Origin of the sequence: Amycolatopsis sp. ATCC 39116, assembly GCF_000231075.2 — a bacterium.
In the GTDB taxonomy this organism is placed as follows: Bacteria; Actinomycetota; Actinomycetes; order Mycobacteriales; family Pseudonocardiaceae; genus Amycolatopsis_E; species Amycolatopsis_E tucumanensis.
Map to the genome: position 1 here is coordinate 289,991 of NZ_AFWY03000001.1, position 15,208 is coordinate 305,198.

The 15,208-nt window shown below is 71.1% G+C and carries 15 protein-coding genes; 5 read left to right on the plus strand and 10 right to left on the minus strand.

Annotation, left to right across the window (positions count from 1 at the left end; genetic code table 11):
* Positions 1-9 precede the first annotated feature (9 nt).
* Entirely contained in the window at positions 10-1,845 is a 1,836-nt protein-coding gene (ilvD, locus tag AMY39116_RS0301540) for a dihydroxy-acid dehydratase (RefSeq protein ID WP_027935540.1), read from the plus strand.
* 139 nt (positions 1,846-1,984) lie between these two features.
* On the opposite strand, the gene AMY39116_RS42020 is transcribed toward ilvD, so the two are convergent.
* The 8 genes from AMY39116_RS42020 to AMY39116_RS46540 form a co-directional block, all read right to left on the minus strand.
* Positions 1,985-3,451 carry a Na+/H+ antiporter gene (locus tag AMY39116_RS42020; protein WP_020415955.1) on the minus strand — a complete coding sequence of 489 codons (1,467 nt, stop codon included), beginning with the start codon at positions 3,449-3,451 and terminating at the stop codon, positions 1,985-1,987.
* A gap of 2 nt (positions 3,452-3,453) precedes the next feature.
* Positions 3,454-4,248 carry an SDR family NAD(P)-dependent oxidoreductase gene (locus AMY39116_RS0301550; protein WP_020415956.1) on the minus strand — a complete coding sequence of 265 codons (795 nt, stop codon included), beginning with the start codon at positions 4,246-4,248 and terminating at the stop codon, positions 3,454-3,456.
* 130 nt (positions 4,249-4,378) lie between these two features.
* A complete protein-coding gene (locus tag AMY39116_RS0301555; RefSeq protein ID WP_020415957.1) occupies positions 4,379-5,245 on the minus strand; it encodes a helix-turn-helix domain-containing protein in 867 nt (288 codons plus the stop codon).
* A gap of 430 nt (positions 5,246-5,675) precedes the next feature.
* On the minus strand, positions 5,676-7,091 hold the full coding sequence (locus AMY39116_RS0301560) for an aldehyde dehydrogenase family protein (protein ID WP_020415958.1): 1,416 nt from the start codon (positions 7,089-7,091) through the stop codon (positions 5,676-5,678).
* A gap of 335 nt (positions 7,092-7,426) precedes the next feature.
* Positions 7,427-8,344, minus strand: coding sequence for an AraC family transcriptional regulator (locus tag AMY39116_RS0301565; RefSeq protein ID WP_020415959.1), 918 nt, complete (start codon positions 8,342-8,344; stop codon positions 7,427-7,429).
* Positions 8,345-8,814: 470 nt separating this feature from the next.
* Positions 8,815-9,045, minus strand: a complete 231-nt coding sequence (locus tag AMY39116_RS0301570; protein ID WP_020415960.1) for a hypothetical protein — start codon at positions 9,043-9,045, stop codon at positions 8,815-8,817.
* Between the two features lie 238 nt (positions 9,046-9,283).
* Positions 9,284-9,487 carry a hypothetical protein gene (locus tag AMY39116_RS45920; protein ID WP_157358357.1) on the minus strand — a complete coding sequence of 68 codons (204 nt, stop codon included), beginning with the start codon at positions 9,485-9,487 and terminating at the stop codon, positions 9,284-9,286.
* Positions 9,469-10,074 carry a hypothetical protein gene (locus AMY39116_RS46540; RefSeq protein WP_084505990.1) on the minus strand — a complete coding sequence of 202 codons (606 nt, stop codon included), beginning with the start codon at positions 10,072-10,074 and terminating at the stop codon, positions 9,469-9,471. Before AMY39116_RS46540 ends, AMY39116_RS45920 begins: the two co-directional genes overlap by 19 nt.
* On the opposite strand from AMY39116_RS46540, the gene AMY39116_RS45925 reads away from it, so the two are divergent.
* A complete protein-coding gene (locus AMY39116_RS45925; protein WP_020415962.1) occupies positions 10,061-10,285 on the plus strand; it encodes an AraC family transcriptional regulator in 225 nt (74 codons plus the stop codon). The two genes, AMY39116_RS46540 and AMY39116_RS45925, sit on opposite strands and share 14 nt — an antisense overlap.
* 151 nt (positions 10,286-10,436) lie before the next feature.
* Here AMY39116_RS45925 and AMY39116_RS0301585 read toward each other — a convergent pair whose 3' ends face one another.
* Positions 10,437-11,378 (minus strand): acyl-ACP desaturase, encoded by a 942-nt coding sequence (locus tag AMY39116_RS0301585; RefSeq protein ID WP_020415963.1) that lies wholly within the window; start codon positions 11,376-11,378, stop codon positions 10,437-10,439.
* Positions 11,379-11,570: 192 nt separating this feature from the next.
* Between AMY39116_RS0301585 and AMY39116_RS0301590 the strand changes: the two genes are divergently transcribed.
* Together AMY39116_RS0301590 and AMY39116_RS0301595 are read left to right on the plus strand one after the other, a co-directional pair.
* The gene (locus AMY39116_RS0301590) at positions 11,571-12,593 is read left to right on the plus strand and encodes a lipase (protein ID WP_020415964.1); all 1,023 of its coding nucleotides are present in this window, start codon (positions 11,571-11,573) and stop codon (positions 12,591-12,593) included.
* Positions 12,590-13,153 (plus strand): QsdR family transcriptional regulator, encoded by a 564-nt coding sequence (locus tag AMY39116_RS0301595; RefSeq protein WP_051123453.1) that lies wholly within the window; start codon positions 12,590-12,592, stop codon positions 13,151-13,153. The genes AMY39116_RS0301590 and AMY39116_RS0301595 overlap by 4 nt, the downstream gene beginning before the upstream one ends.
* A gap of 11 nt (positions 13,154-13,164) precedes the next feature.
* On the opposite strand, the gene AMY39116_RS0301600 is transcribed toward AMY39116_RS0301595, so the two are convergent.
* Complete coding sequence (locus tag AMY39116_RS0301600) at positions 13,165-14,145, minus strand: LacI family DNA-binding transcriptional regulator (RefSeq protein WP_020415966.1); 981 nt, start codon at positions 14,143-14,145, stop codon at positions 13,165-13,167.
* A gap of 125 nt (positions 14,146-14,270) precedes the next feature.
* Between AMY39116_RS0301600 and AMY39116_RS0301605 the strand changes: the two genes are divergently transcribed.
* Positions 14,271-15,182 (plus strand): dihydrodipicolinate synthase family protein, encoded by a 912-nt coding sequence (locus AMY39116_RS0301605; RefSeq protein ID WP_020415967.1) that lies wholly within the window; start codon positions 14,271-14,273, stop codon positions 15,180-15,182.
* The last annotated feature ends 26 nt before the right edge of the window (positions 15,183-15,208 follow it).

The following is a 15,208-nucleotide window of genomic DNA, read 5'->3' on the forward strand; positions in this document are numbered from 1 at the left end:
CGTGAGCGCATGCCCGAACTGCGATCACGCACTGTCACACACGGACGCAACATGGCCGGCGCCCGCGCGCTGCTGCGCGCCGCCGGGGTGGCCCGGGAGGACTTCGGCAAGCCGATCGTGGCCGTCGCCAACAGCTTCACCGAGTTCGTGCCCGGCCACGTCCACCTCCAGCCGGTGGGCCGGATCGTGTCCGAGGCAGTCCGTGAGGCCGGCGGCATCCCGCGCGAGTTCAACACCATCGCCGTCGACGACGGCATCGCCATGGGCCACGAGGGGATGCTGTACTCGCTGCCGTCGCGCGACCTGATCGCCGACTCGGTCGAGTACATGGTGCAGGCCCACCGCGCCGACGCGCTGGTGTGCATCTCCAACTGCGACAAGATCACCCCCGGCATGCTGATGGCCGCCCTGCGCCTGAACATCCCGACGGTGTTCGTCTCCGGCGGCCCGATGGAGGGCGGCACCGCGGTGCTCGTCGACGGCACGGTGCGCACCCGCCTGCACCTGGTCTCCGCGATGTCCGACGCGGTCGCCGACACCGTGTCCGACGCCGACATCGCCCGCATCGAAGAGGCGGCCTGCCCGACCTGCGGCTCCTGCTCGGGGATGTTCACCGCGAACTCGATGAACTGCCTCACCGAGGCCCTCGGCCTGGCGCTGCCGGGCAACGGCTCGGTGCTCGCCACCCACACCGCGCGCCGCGCCCTGTATGAGCAGGCCGGGCGCACGGTGGTGGATCTGGCCCACCGCTACTACGACTCCGGCGACGACGGCGTGCTGCCGCGCGCCATCGCCTCGCGGGCGGCGTTCGACAACGCGATGGCGCTGGATCTGGCGATGGGCGGGTCGACCAACACCGTCCTGCACCTGCTGGCCGCCGCGCACGAGGCCGGGCTGGACTACACGCTGGCCGACATCGAGCGCCGGTCCCGGGAGGTGCCCTGCCTGTGCAAGGTGGCCCCCAACGGCACTTACCTGATGGAGGACGTGCACCGGGCCGGTGGCATCCCGGCGATCCTCGGCGAGCTGCACCGCGCCGGGCATCTGCACGAGGACGTGCGCAGTGTGCACGCCGACTCGCTCGCCGAGTGGCTCAAGACCTGGGACGTCCGCGGCGGCTCGCCTTCCCCGGAGGCGGTCGAGCTGTTCCACGCCGCGCCGGGCTGCCGCCGCTCGGCCGAGGCGTTCTCGCAGTCGGAGCGGTGGCACGACCTGGATCTGGACGCCGCGGGCGGCTGCATCCGCGACGTCGCCCACGCCTACTCGGCGGACGGCGGGCTGGCGGTGCTGCGCGGGAACCTCGCCGAGGACGGCTGTGTGGTCAAGACCGCGGGTGTGGACTCCTCGATCCTGACCTTCGCCGGGCGGGCGGTGGTGACCGAGTCGCAGGAGGAGGCCGCCGAGGCGATCCTGGCCGGGCGTGTGCAGCCCGGCGACGTCGTGGTGGTGCGGTACGAGGGCCCGCGTGGTGGCCCGGGGATGCAGGAGATGCTGTACCCGACGACGTACCTGAAGGCGCGCGGCCTCGGCAAGGAGTGCGCGCTGGTCACTGACGGCCGGTTCTCGGGCGGCAGCTCGGGCCTGTCGATCGGGCACGTCTCGCCGGAGGCCGCCGCGGGCGGCACGATAGCCCTGGTCGAGGACGGCGACCGGATCGTCATCGACATCCCCGCCCGCACGTTGCACCTCGACGTGCCCGACGAGGTGCTGGCCGAACGCCGGGCCCGCGCGAGTTTCCGGCCCCGCAACCGGAAGCGCACGGTGTCCACAGCGCTACGCGCCTACGCGGCGATGGCCCTGTCGGCCGACAAGGGTGCGGTGCGGGAGGTGCCGGAGACGCTCTGAGCTCAGGGGGTGCGCCCGCCGCTGGCGAGATCGGCCAGCGCGTGCCGCGTGACCACCGGCGGGCGGAGCCCGGTGCCACACCGACCCGCACCGGGCTCCACCTCCCGCGCGGTCCTCCCGCCCGCGCGTCACCGTCAGCTCACGCCGCCGAGGCGAGGCCGTCGCGAAGCAGGCGGTGCAGGCGGATCTCCTCCTGGTCCAGGGATTCCTGCACCACCCACATCTGCGCGTCGTCCAGTTCGCCCGCCGCGACGAGATCCGCCAGTGCGTGCCGCTTGGCCTCGAGCAGGCGGAGCCGGTGCCGCACGGACCCGTCACCGGGCTCCGCCTCCCGCGCGATCGCCGCCAGGCGCGCCACCACCTCGGCCGGCTGGGTGTCGCCGGGGTCGGCGGACAGGCGCGCCCAGCGGATCCACGCGGGCAGCGTCGCCCCCTGCACCAGCAGCGTCACCGCGATCACCACGAACGTGATCACCAGGATCTCGTTCCGGAACGGGAACGGCGCCCCGCCCAGCGTCACCGGCACCGACAGGGCCGCGGCCAGCGACACCGCGCCGCGCATCCCCGCCCAGCCCAGCACCACGCGCACGCGGGCCGGTGACCGCAGTGCGCGCTGGCGCGGGCGCCGGTCCACCAGCCGCAGCAGGTAGGGCGTGGTAAACACGAACGCCAGGCGCACCAGCAGCACGACCACGGCGACCACGACGCCCTGCCCCACCAGCACCAGCGCCTCCGACGGCGCGATCTCGGTGAACAGCCGCCGCATCTGCAGGCCGGTCAGCACGAACAGGCCGCCGTTGACGACGAACGTGAGGATCTCCCAGAAGGCGTGCGCGGGAATCCGCCCGGCCCCGCCGACGACCCGGCGGCTGTGCCGGCTGATCCCCAGCGCCGCGACGACCACCGCCACCACCCCGGAGGCGTGTGCCGTCTCGGCCAGGACCGCCGCCGCGAAGGGCTGGGCCAGCGACACCGCGCCCAGCACGAGCGGGTCGCGCACGCGCCGCAGCACCAGCACCGCGAGCCCGGCGACCGCCAGCCCGACGGCGGCGCCGGCCAGGTAGGACCAGCCCAGCCGCAGCGCCGCGCCGCCGAATGTGGTCAGCTGCCCGCCCGCCGCACCGATCGCGATGCCCAGCAGCACCAGGGCGGTGCCGTCGTTGATCAGGCTTTCCCCGCGCAGCACGGTCATCCACCGGGCCGGCAGGGCGCGGGCGTACCCGGCGACGGCGCTGGCGTCGGTGGGCGCCAGGACGGCGCCCAGCACGAGCGCCGCGGCCCAGCCCATGCCGAACGCGTGCGCCGTGGCCGCGGCCGCCGCGGCGGTGAGGACCACCAGCGGCACGCCCAGCAGCAGCACCGGCCGCCAGTACCGGCGGATCTGCGCGAGCGAGGTCGAATAGCCCTCCCAGAACAGGATGACGGGCAGCAGCACCACGAGGACGAGCTCGGGCGGCAGCTCCGCGTGGGACGCGGTCGGCAGGAGCGCGAGGACCGCACCGGCGAGGAACATCAGGGTCGGCGCCGGCATGCGCAGCCGCCGCGAGGCGAGCTGGGCGCCCGCCACCGCGACCGCGATCAACACCAGGAGCGCGTCGGTGTGCATGGTCAGCTCCTCAGCCCCAGCAGGTCCCGGGTCAGCGCGGCCAAGCCCGCCTGGAACTCGGGGTCGCGGGCCACCGCGCTGGGCTGGGCGACGGCCCCGTCGTCGAGGTACTGGCCGGTGTGCACGTCAGGCGAGAGCGCGGCGTGCACGACGTTGCGGGCGCCGTGGCCGACCGGAGCGCCGCCGATGCCGTACATGGCGTGCAGCAGGTCCGTGCTGATCACGCCCGGGCTGATGCTGACGATTTCGGGGCTGCCGGGCCGCCCGGCCAGCCAGAGCGCGTGCGCGACCATGGCGAGTTTCGAGCGGGCGTAGGCGGTGGTCGGGCTGTAGGGGTGCCGGTCGAGGTTGACGTCGTCGAGGTCGAAGCGGGCCGACAGGTGCGTGGCCGACGCGACGTGCACGACCCGGCCGCCCGCGGCCGTCAACGCCGGTGTCAGCCGTTCGGTGAGCAGGGCCGCGGCGAGGTAGTTGGTCTGCAGCGTGACTTCGATGCCGTCCGCGCTCAGTCGTCGGCGGGCCGGGCCGGGGCGGCCGGCGTTGTTGATCAGGATGTCGACGCGGCCGGTGATTCCGGCGGCCAGGCGCTCGACGGCGGCGAGCTCGTCGAAGTCGGCGCTCAGGTAGTGCACCTCGGCCGCGCCGGCGGCGCGCAGCCCGTCGAGCAGGGACTGGACTTCGCCGGCCGGTTCGGGGCCGTGCACGATCAGGCGGCGGGCGGCCGGGGCGAGCAGGTGGGCGGCGGCCCGGCCGATGCCGCTGGTGGCGCCCGTGAGGACGATGGTGTCGCGGTTCATGGGTCCAGCAAAGCAAGATCCGGGGCGCCGCTGGGGCTCCTGCCCGGCCCGGTCCATCGGGGGACAAACCGGGCCACCCAACGAAACGGGCCCCGCCCCTGGGCAGGGGCAGGGCCCGTCGCGGCGGTGGTCAGCGCACCGGCAGCTCGCGGTCTTCGCGCTCGGTGCTGTTCCAGTTGGCCAGCAGGCGCATCGACGTTTCCGACGCGGAGCCGGGTTCGGTGGTGTAGACGAACAGGATCTGGTCCGGGTCGCCCGCGGGGTGGAGCGCCTGGTACTGCACGGTGAGGTCGCCGACGAGCGGGTGGTGGTAGCCCTTGGAGCCGGTGGTGCGCCGGTGCACCTTGTGGTCGGACCACCACTTCCGGAAGTGTTCGGAGTGGATGGACAGCTCACCGATCAACGCCGACAGCTGGGGGTCGTCCGGGTAGCGGCCGGCGTCCAGGCGCAGCATGGCGACCGTGTCCGCGGCGACGGCCTCCCAGTCCTGGTACAGCTCGCGGGCGTGCGGGTCGAAGAACACGAACCGCGCCTGGTTGCGGTCGGCTGCGGGCAGGGCCCGGAACTCGGTGATCAGGGCGCCCGCGAGCCGGTTGTGGGCGAGCACGTCGAGCCGCCGCCCCAGCACGAACGCCGGCGAGTGCACCTCGTCCAGCATTTCGACCAGCCGCAGCGTGGCCGGGTCCACCCGCTGCGGCCGGGCGCGTCGCTTGCGCACCGCGGGCTCCGGACGCCCCAGGTCCATCAGGTGCTGGCGCTCGGCGTCGTTCAGCCGCAACGCGGTCGCCAGGGCGTCCAGCACCTCAGCCGAAGCGCTGCGGCTGCGGCCCTGCTCCAGGCGCGTGTAGTAGTCCACGCTCACGCCGGCCAGCTGCGCCAGCTCCTCACGCCGCAACCCGGGCACCCGCCGCCGCGCCGAGCCGTCCAGGCCCAGCTCCTCGGGGCTGACCCGGGACCGGCAGGTCCGCAGGAACTCCGCCAGCTCGCTGCTCTTCATGCCGCTCATGGGTCCGATTCTGCCCGCCGCCGGCCACGGGGCGAGCGGTGAAGGTGGCCCATCTTGTCCCCCTGTCACGGGGAGCGCCCGCCGTACGGCATCCGCGCCTTGCCGCACACGGCGTGCTGCAGCTGTCTACCACGGCGGAATGGCGAAGCCCTGCATCAGCGAAACGCTCACTCCACGCATCGTGTGGTTCACCGAGCACGGCGACTCAACTTCTCGGGTCCACCAGCACAAATCCGGCACGCCCTGCGCCTGCCCGCGCACCGAACAGTGGTACACCGACAACTGACCCGATGTGCGATGAGGACCGCGAGCAACCCGCTCGCGGTCCTCATCGCACAAAGGGCACACCGCACTGGAGCCGTGCTCACCCACGAGGGCATCGCCGACACCGCCAGGTCGTCCTGTCGGACAGTGCTCCCGCTCAGACCATCACGGAGCGCGTCTCGAGAAAACCCTCCAGGCCGTACGAGCCGTACTCGCGGCCGATTCCCGACTGCTTGAACCCGCCGAAGGGCGAGATCGGCTCGTAGCCTCCGTTGATCGAGACACGACCGGCCTCGATGCGCGAGGCGATGCGCTTGGCGCGCTCCTGGTCGGCGGAGAAGACGTACGCGTGCAGCCCGTAGTCGGTGTCGTTCGCGATCTCGACGGCGTGGTCGTCGTCGGTGTACCCGAGGATCGAGAGCACCGGGCCGAAGATCTCCTCACGGGCGATCGTCATGTCGTTGGTCACGTCCGCGAACAGGGTCGGACGCACGAAATAGCCGTCCGACAGGCCCTCGGGCTTGCCCGGACCGCCCGCGAGCAGCCGCGCGCCCTCCTCGATTCCGCGCGCGATGTACCCCTGCACTCGCTCCCACTGCTTCTGGCTCACCATGGGACCGATCGCGGTCGCCGGGTCGGCCGGATCTCCGACCGGGAAGCCGGCCAGCTGCTCGACGGCGACCTTGAGCGCCTCGTCATACCGCGACTCCGGGACGAGGATCCGGGTGCCCGCGACGCACGCCTGGCTGCTGTTCACGAACCCGGAGGACAGGGCACCGAACATGGCGGTGCTCATGTCGACATCGTCGAGGATGATCGATGGGGACTTGCCACCGAGCTCCAGCGTGAGGTTCTTCATCAGGTCCGCGGACTCGCGGAAGATCGCCTTGCCCACCGGGGTCGAACCGGTGAAGGAGATCTTGGGGACGTCGGGGTGACGGGTGATCGTGGTTCCGACCACGTCACCGCGGCCCGTCACGATGTTGAAGACGCCGGCCGGGAGACCGGCTTCGTGAAGCGCCTCCGTCATGGCCCGGGTCTGGGTCGCGCTCATCTCGCTAGGCTTCATGACGACCGTGTTCCCGCCGGCGAGCGCGGTCGCCATCTTGTCGGCGATGAAGAACATGTCAGAGTTCCAGGGCATGATCAGGCCGGCGACGCCGACGGGCACCATCTCGACCGTCGCTTGCCCCACCTGCCGGGTGAACGCGAAGGCCTCCAGGGTCTTGATCATGTCCGCGAACGCGCCGATAGCGCTGTCCACCATCCACTCGTTGCGCACGGGTGCTCCGTACTCGAGGCGAACGGCTTCGAGCAGCTCCTCACGCCTGGCGGTGACCGCGGATTGAAGACGACGCAGCGCGTCGATCCGCTCCTCGCGAGTCGTCGTCGACCAGGCCGGCAGAGCGGCTTTGGCGGCGGCGATCGCGGCCCGGGCGTCAACCTCGTCCGCAAGCTGGACCTGACCGATGACCTGGCCGGTCGCCGGGTTGAACAGGTCGAACAGCTCAGTTCCGTGCGGAGTGACGAACTCGCCGTTGATGTAGACCTCGTCGATCAGATTCGTTCCCACGTATTGCCTCCTGTTGTTGGTCGCCCGAGCCGGGTCAGGTCTGGACGACCGCTCGTTCCGCGCGGTGGAGTGCGTCACCGGGGAGGTGAGACGTGAGCCGGTACCCGGTCCTCCTCCGGAGGAGGCGGGCCTCGCCCTCGGGCTTCGCCGGGCGGTGAGATGCGCACTCCTGCGCGCATTTCCATGTAACCCCGACGAGCCTCGGTGGGAAATCACGATCCTCTTCCGCTCTTGCACGATTCTGCAAGCCAAGGCGGAGGGGCATCACCTACGACGAGGACGGACGGCGTGAAGGGCGGTCGGCGAGGCTGCGGCCGCCTGCGACTCTGCGGTGCTTACGGGAGCGCGACCCGCGCAGGCTGGGGGCCCGCATGGCGGAATCGGGCCGCATCCGTGCTCGGCGACGAACCGAACTGGCGGCGGTACTCGCGACTGAACTGCGAGACGCTGCCGTATCCGACACGGTGAGCGACGCCGGTCACATCGTGGGGTTCGTTCAGCAGCATCAGTCGTGCGGCCTGCAGCCTGACGTGCTTCTGGAACTGGATCGGGCTCATGGAGGTGACGGCCTGGAAGTTGCGGTGGAACGCCGACACGCTCGTGCTGGCCATCTGCGCGAGGTCCTCGACGCGGAACGTCCGCTGGTAGTTCTCCCGGATCCACTGGGCGGCGCGCGCGATCTGGTTCAGGCTGCTGTCCGCGAGGCCGAGCTGGCGGACGACCTCGCCCTGTTGACCCGTCATCAGGCGCCAGAGGATCTCGCGCTTGTACACGGGGAACAACGCCCGGCGATCCTGCGGCCGGTCCAGTAGGCGCAGAAGCCTGACAATCGCGTCGAGCAGGTCGGCGGAAGTCGTTCCGACGACCATTCCCGTCTGCACCGGGCCACTCGTGCGCGGCAGGTCCCCGGGACCGGCGGTCAGGAGGAGCTCCGCGATCGCCGCGGGTTCGAGAGTCAGGCCGAATCCCAAAGTCGGGTTCTCCCGCGTCGAGTCGAACACGTGGCCCGTCACCGGCAGGTTGACGGGGGCGACGAGATACTGGCCCGCTCGGTACTCGTAGACGCGATTGGCCACGGCCAGTCGTTTGCCACCCTGGGCGATGACGGCGAGAACCGTGCCGGACATCGACGTGCTGGGCGCGACCGTGTCGTCGATCCTGCAGATCCTCACCCCGTCAAGAGGCGTTGACAGATCGGGGCGCGCGTGCCGGCGAAGCAGATCGGTGAACTCGAGCTCCAGCGCGGTTCCCATGACGACATGTTAGTCGCAGTCACCCTGAGCAGAGTGCGAGGATTGTGCAAATCGGTCCAGATCCTCTTCCGCGCGCATGGCGCGAGTGTCGTCAGGACGGCGCCGACCCCCGTTCGAGGCGCGTGCAGCAGTCGACGCTGATCGACCCCGGCCGAACGCCCTCCTTTTCGCAGAGCCCGGCCACCCCGCGGCGCCCCTCCCCCTCGGACAGGTCGCCCCGCCCATGAGCACGTGGACACCGAGGTCACTGCTTTGCAACTCGCTGGTCGATCTGCCGCCTGGTATCCGGCGGAGTCGCACTCGTTTCACTTCGCCCGATCAGCCGCGCCGCCTCTCAGTCAGTCCTGCTGCCGCTTCACGCGGAGCAGCTCGCCGAAACCCATTCGGGTGAGGTACCCCTGAGTCTCGCCGAGGATCTCGTTGGCCGCCTCGACACCCGCCTGCCTGTAGCCGACAACCGTACGAAAGGATTACTCACCGGCGGCCTCCAGCCCGGGCGCAAGGGGCGGGTCGGTTTTGACCGGGTACCGGCCCTGGGTCAGGCGCAGATCCGGAAACGTCACGCCCACGGCGTGGACGTCGATGACGACGTCCACCCGCGCCGGGGAGAAGGCGAGGCCGTCGGTCTCGAGTGCCCCGGGCCCGGTCGGCTCCCTGACGAGCAGGGCACGGACTCGGTCCCCGTCGTTGCGTCTCCTCATCCGGCACGAGCAATTCCCCTGAAATCCTGCCCGTCCGCGAAACAGCGGATCTTCATCCGAAAACGACAGGAGAACCGCGCTGCCCTTGGCGGATTGTCAAACGCCACTGTGCCCACTGCGAGATCGTCACTCGAATCGCGCCGCCCGCCGGCACCGCCCGACCACCTCGCCGAACGGCACGATCGCGGGCACGCATTGTTCTCGACGTTCGGTGCAGGCTGCTGCGCCGGACGCACGATCATGACCAACCGACGACGAGCGACACGAGCCCGCCGCCGGATGCCGCCCGTAGCGTGCCCGATAACGCTGGACGAGCCGTTGCGTGCTCGAAAAATCCCCATCGGTGGGCCTGTTCCACCGCGTAGCGGCTCGCCGAGCCGCCGATCGTGTGCAGGGCACGGCTGTACGTGTTGCGCGGCCCGATCAGCACCTGGGTGAGCAAAAAGGACTCCCCCGCGCGCGCAAGAGCTCGGTTCCCGCTGCGGAATCCGTGGCGAGCTGCTCGGCGAAGAAGGCCGCGGCGTCGAGCAGGCCACACCCGGTCCGCTCGGACAGCGGCACTCGCAACTCGAAGCGCAGCGGCCGGGTGACGACGTCGTGCAGTAGTGCCGAAAGCTGCGCCTCCAGCTGTGCGCGCGGCAGCTTGATGACGAACTCCGCCGCGTCCGTTGACCACGCGACCGTGCTGGCTTGGAACGGCGAGAACATCGCCGGCCACTCCGGGTGCGTCTCCACCTCGTTCCGGCCGCACGATACGGGCAGTCGGTCAGTGGCGGCACCTCGAGCGTGGCAGGTCAGGTATCCGCCCCTCACGCGCGCACTGCGCGTCGCGTTCAACCGGACATCGAGGCTCGCGCACCGAAAGCCGGTGGGGCACATAGATGTCGCTGACGGTGCGGTGCGCTTCCTCGCGGTCGGCCGTCCGCATCCGGCGGAACCGCGTATCTGGGCACCGGGCAGGCGCTGAGTACACCGAGCTGTTGCGTGCGCCCGATCCCCGGCCGCGCGCACGGCTGTGCGCGCGGCCATCGAGTTGATTCAGGCGCACCCGGAGCGGAATCTGACCGTGGCCGAGCTGGCCGTGGCCGTCGGCGCCACCGCCCGCGTGCTGCGGGGCTTCCGGCAGGTCATGGGCACATCGCCTGGCGCCCACCTGCGCGCCGTGCGACTGCCCCGGGTGCGTGAGGTACTGATGGTGGGCGGCGCGGGCACCAACGTCGCCGACGTCGCGACGAGGTGAGGCCCTTCCACGTCAGCCGGTTCGCCCACCGGTACCGCACCCGGTTCGTCGGGGTGCCGTTGGAACCCCGCGCAGCGGGAAGTAACACGCGTACACGATCGACTCCCGGCCCGCCACCTCGACCGGGGACAAGCGCTGACAACGGCCCCCTTCAGCACCCCGGGCGGTCCCGCGCGGCGTCGCGGGCGAGTGCGGCTGCTCGGCGGTCCTCGAAGCGCGAGGCCTGCGCGTCGAGTCCCTTGAGGAATGCCGCGAGCTCGTCGCGGGCGGTCTCGCCTACCTGGCCCAGGCCTTCCAGCTCGAAGACCTTCCAGTACCGCAGCAGCGGCATCACCACGTCGTCGTGGTGGATGCGCAGGTCGTAGATCCCGGCCTTGGCGATCAGCGCGGCCTTGCGCACGAAGCTCGGGATGACCGCGCCGGGCATCGCGAAGTCGAGCACCTCGTCGGTGATGGCGCGCATCATCACGTCCGGCGTGATCTCCAGCGCCGCCTTGACCAGGTTACGGTAGAACACCATGTGCAGGTTCTCGTCCGTGGAGACCCGGGCCAGCAGTTTCTCCGCGAGCGGGTCCTGGGTGTAGCGGCCGGTGTTGCGGTGCGACAGCCGCGTCGCGAGCTCCTGGAACGACACGTAGGCGCACACCCGCAGCAGCGGCTTGTCCCCGCTGTCGTAGCCCGCCTGCATGGTCTCCATGCGCATGCGCTCCAGCTCGACCGGGTCGACCGCGCGCGTCACCAGGAGGTAGTCGCGGATGCAGATGCCGTGCCTGCCCTCCTCCGCGGTCCAGCGGTGCACCCAGGTCCCCCACGCCCCGTCCCGGCCGAACGCGCGCTCGATCTCCCGGTGGTAGCTGGGCAGGTTGTCCTCGGTCAGCAGGTTGACCTCGAGGGCGGTCCGCGCCACCGGCGACACCCGCGACTGCTCCGGGTCCCACGCCTCGCCGCCCAGATCCGCGAAGTTCCGGCCCTCGCTCCACGGCACGAACTCGTGCGGCATCCAGTCCTGGGCCGCCGCGAGGTGGCGGTTGAGGTTCTCTTCGACCGTCCCCTCGAGCTCGTACATCAGGCGGGTGGTGTCGGGAAGCGTCATGCGCACGTCCTTCGGGATCCGGGGCAGGAACCTACGAATCCGTAACTTACGGTCCCGTAGGTACTGTCAACGCGCGAGCGCCCCGACGGGTTCCCGACGACCGTCGATCCCGCCGTCTTGCCGGATGCAACATTTCGTGTTTCAGTTGCATCCGGCGTCGCGACGAGGCGGCACCGGCCGGAAGGAAGTCCCATGCGCAGCCCGATTCGGCACCGCCTGCTCGCCGTCGCCGCCGCGACCCTCCTCGCCGTCACCGGCTGGAGTGGCGTTGCCAGGGCCGACACCTACGCGCCGGTGGACCGGCCAGGACCGGAGTTGACCGCGCCCCGCCTGGCCGACAGCCTCGACTGCACCGCCGACGTCCGCAACGCCACGCGCGAACCGGTCCTGCTCACGCCCGCCACGACCGTCGACAGCGAACAGAACTTCGGCTTCACCTACGAGCGGCTGTTACGCCGGCTCGGCATCCCGTACTGCACGTCGGATTCGCCGGTGGATCGCTACAACATGGGCGACATGCAGGTACGGGCCCAGTACGTCACCTACGCCATCCGGGAGATGTACAAGCTCGCCGGGCGCCCCATCGCCGTGATGGGACACAGCCAGGGCGGGATGATCATGCGCTGGTCGCTGCGGTTCTGGCCCGACACGCGGCACATGGTCGACGACGTGATCGGGATGGCGGGCACCAACCACGGCTCGGTGGTCGTCCCCGCGTTGTGTGTCCCCGACTGCGCGCCGGCGCTGTGGCAGCAGCGAGCGAGCTCGGAGTTCGTGCAGGCACTCAACTCCGGCCAGGAGACCTTCCCCGGCATCAGCTACACCGAGATCTATTCGCGCACGGACGAGTTCGTGCAGCCCAACCTGGACGACACCGGCACCTCCTCCCTGCACGGGGGCGGCGGGAACATCACCAACATCGCCGTGCAGGAGGTCTGCCCGCTGGCCGTCCCCGAACACCTGCTCATCGGCACCCTGGACCCCGTCACGTCCGCGCTGGCGATCGACGCGCTGACCCACCCCGGCCCGGCGGACCCCGCCCGGATCGAGCGGTCGGTCTGCGGCCGCCTGCTGATGCCCGGCGCGCACCCGGTGACCGGCCCGCTCACCTTCGCGACGCTGACCGCGCAGGTCTCGGCGCAACTGACGGTCGCCGCGCACCGGGTGCCGTCCGAACCCGCACTCGCCTGCTACGTCACCGCCCGCTGCCCATGACGGCACCGACGAGCCGGCCCGATCGCGAGGGCGCCCTGCACCTGGCAGTGCGGACGTTCAACGCGCGGCAGCGGGTGGAGGTCAACGACCTCGCCAAGGCGCTCGGCGTCAACCGGGTGACCGTCTACCGCTGGCTCGGCGACCGGGACGCGATCCTCGCCGAGGTGGTGTGGCGGCTCGGCGAACGGACGATGCTCGACGCGTACGCCTCGGCGGACGGGGCCGGGGGCACGCGCATCGCGAACGCCATGTCGGCGTTCGTCCGGCAAACGCTCGCGCATGCCGGGATGCGGCACTTCCTCACCACCGAAACCGAAACGGCGCTGCGCGTCCTCACCCGCGGCGGGCACACTTTCCAGCCCCGGCTCGTCGCACTGGTCGAGACGCTGCTGAACAAGGAGCGCGAGGCAGGTGCTCTGTCCGTGGTGGACATCGACCTGCACGACCTGGCCTACCTGTGTGTCCGCGTCGGCGAATCGTTCGTCTACACCGACGCGATCACCGGCGAACCCCCGGACCCGGACCGCGCCGAACGGGCACTGCACTACCTGCTCCGCTAGCTCGGAGTCCGTCACGCGCGCGCTGGCCCGGTGGAGCGGCGTGGGATGAGGGTGGGTGTGGCGACGAGCGTGCGGGGCTGCTCGCCGCGGGTGGCTTCCGTGAGCAGGTCCAGCGCGCCGGCCGCGATCTGTCCGAACGGGACGCGCACGGTGGTCAGCGGCACGGGCAGGCGGCTGACGATGGGGATGTCGTTGTAGCCCACGATCGACAGGTCCTCGGGCACGCGCAGCCCGAGCGCGTGGGCGGCGGCCATCACGCCGATGGCGGTGTTGTCGTTGACGGCGAAGATCGCGGTCGGCCGGTCCGGCCGGTCCAGCAGGTCGCGCCCGGCGATCTCCCCGGATTCGATGGAGAAGGCGTCCCCGGCGACCAGCCGGTCGTCGAAGCCGATCCCGGCCTGGTCGAGGGCTTCGCGGTAGCCGGCGAGCCGTTCCTGGGCGCTGGACGCGTAGCCGGGACCGCCGACCAGCCCGATGCGCCGGTGCCCGAGGTCGAGCAGGTGCCGGACGGCCAGGTGCGCCCCGAGCCGGTCGTCGCCGACGGCGGCCGGGCCGATGCCGTCGGTGCGCAGGGCCAGCGCGTGCGGCACGTCGCGGGCGGTGGGGGTGCCCAGCCGCGCGGTGGTGAGGATCAGCCCGTCGACGCGACGGCGCACCAGGGTCTGCACGGCGAGCCGTTCGGTGTCGGGCTTGTCCTCGGTGGTGGCGACGATCGCGAACATCCCCCGGCTCCCCGCGGCGGCGGCGATCTCCTCGTAGAGCATCGCCATCACGGTGTCGGTGAGCCGCGGCACGATCACACCCACCGTGTTGGTGCCCGACCGGCGCAGCCCGGAGGCCAGCGGGTCGCGCACGTAGCCGAGCTCGGCGGCCACCCGCCGCACCCGTTCGGCGGTGGGGCTGCTGGAGCGCGGCAGCCGCTCGTCCAGGACGCGGGACACGGTGGACTTGCTGACCCCGGCGGCCCGGGCAACGTCGAGGATGGTCACCACGGGGGCAAGGCTACTGGTCGGCGAGGACTTTCCGGACTCACCGTTGACGGCGGGAGGCACGTGACGCATTCTATGGGAACGTTCCCGCAACCGTTCCCGGACCTGATGAGAAGGAGCACTTCGAGATGACACTGGACCTCCGTGGCCTCAACCCCGCGCCGGTCACCCCGTTCACGCCGGACGGCGAGGTCGACCACGCCGCGATGGCGAAGCTGGGCACCTGGCTGGCCGGGCACGACGGCGTGAAGAGCCTGGTGATCCTCGGCCACGCGGGCGAGGGCACCTTCCTCACCCAGGAGGAGCAGGTCGCGACCATCGCCAACCTGGCCGAAGCCGTGGACATCCCGGTCATCGCCGGGATCACCGGCGAGGGCACCGCGGTCGCGGTCGCCGAGGCCAAACGCGCCGTCGCGGCAGGCGCCAAGGCCGGGCTGATCTACCCCTCACACGGCTGGCTGCGCTTCGGCTACCAGGCAGGCGCGCCGCAGGACCGCTACCGGGCGATCTACGAGGAGTCCGGCCTGCCCTGCATCCTGTTCCAGTACCCGGACAACACCAAGGCCACCTACGACCTGGACACCCAGCTCGAGATCGCCGCGCAGGACGGCGTGTTCGCCACCAAGAACGGCGTGCGCAACATGCGCCGCTGGGACACCGAGATCCCGGCGCTCCGCCGCGAGCACCCGGACCTGCAGATCCTGTCCTGCCACGACGAGTACCTGCTGCACACCATGTTCGACGTCGACGGCCTGCTCGTCGGCTACGGCGGCCTCGCCCCCGAGCCCCTGCTGGAGCTCATCGCCGCGGGCAAGGCCCGCGACTACCCCGCCGCCCGTGCCGTGCACGACCGCCTGCTGCCGGTCACCAAGGCCGTCTACCACCGCGGCTCGCACATGGAGGGCACCGTCGCCCTCAAGCTCGGTCTCAAGGCGCGCGGCATCCTCGAGCACGCCGGCGTCCGCTCCCCGCTGATCGACCTCTCCCCCGAGGCCGAAGAGGAGATCGTGCAGGCGCTCAAGAGCGCCGAACTCGTCTGAGCCCCACTCGCGTCCCGGCGGCGGCC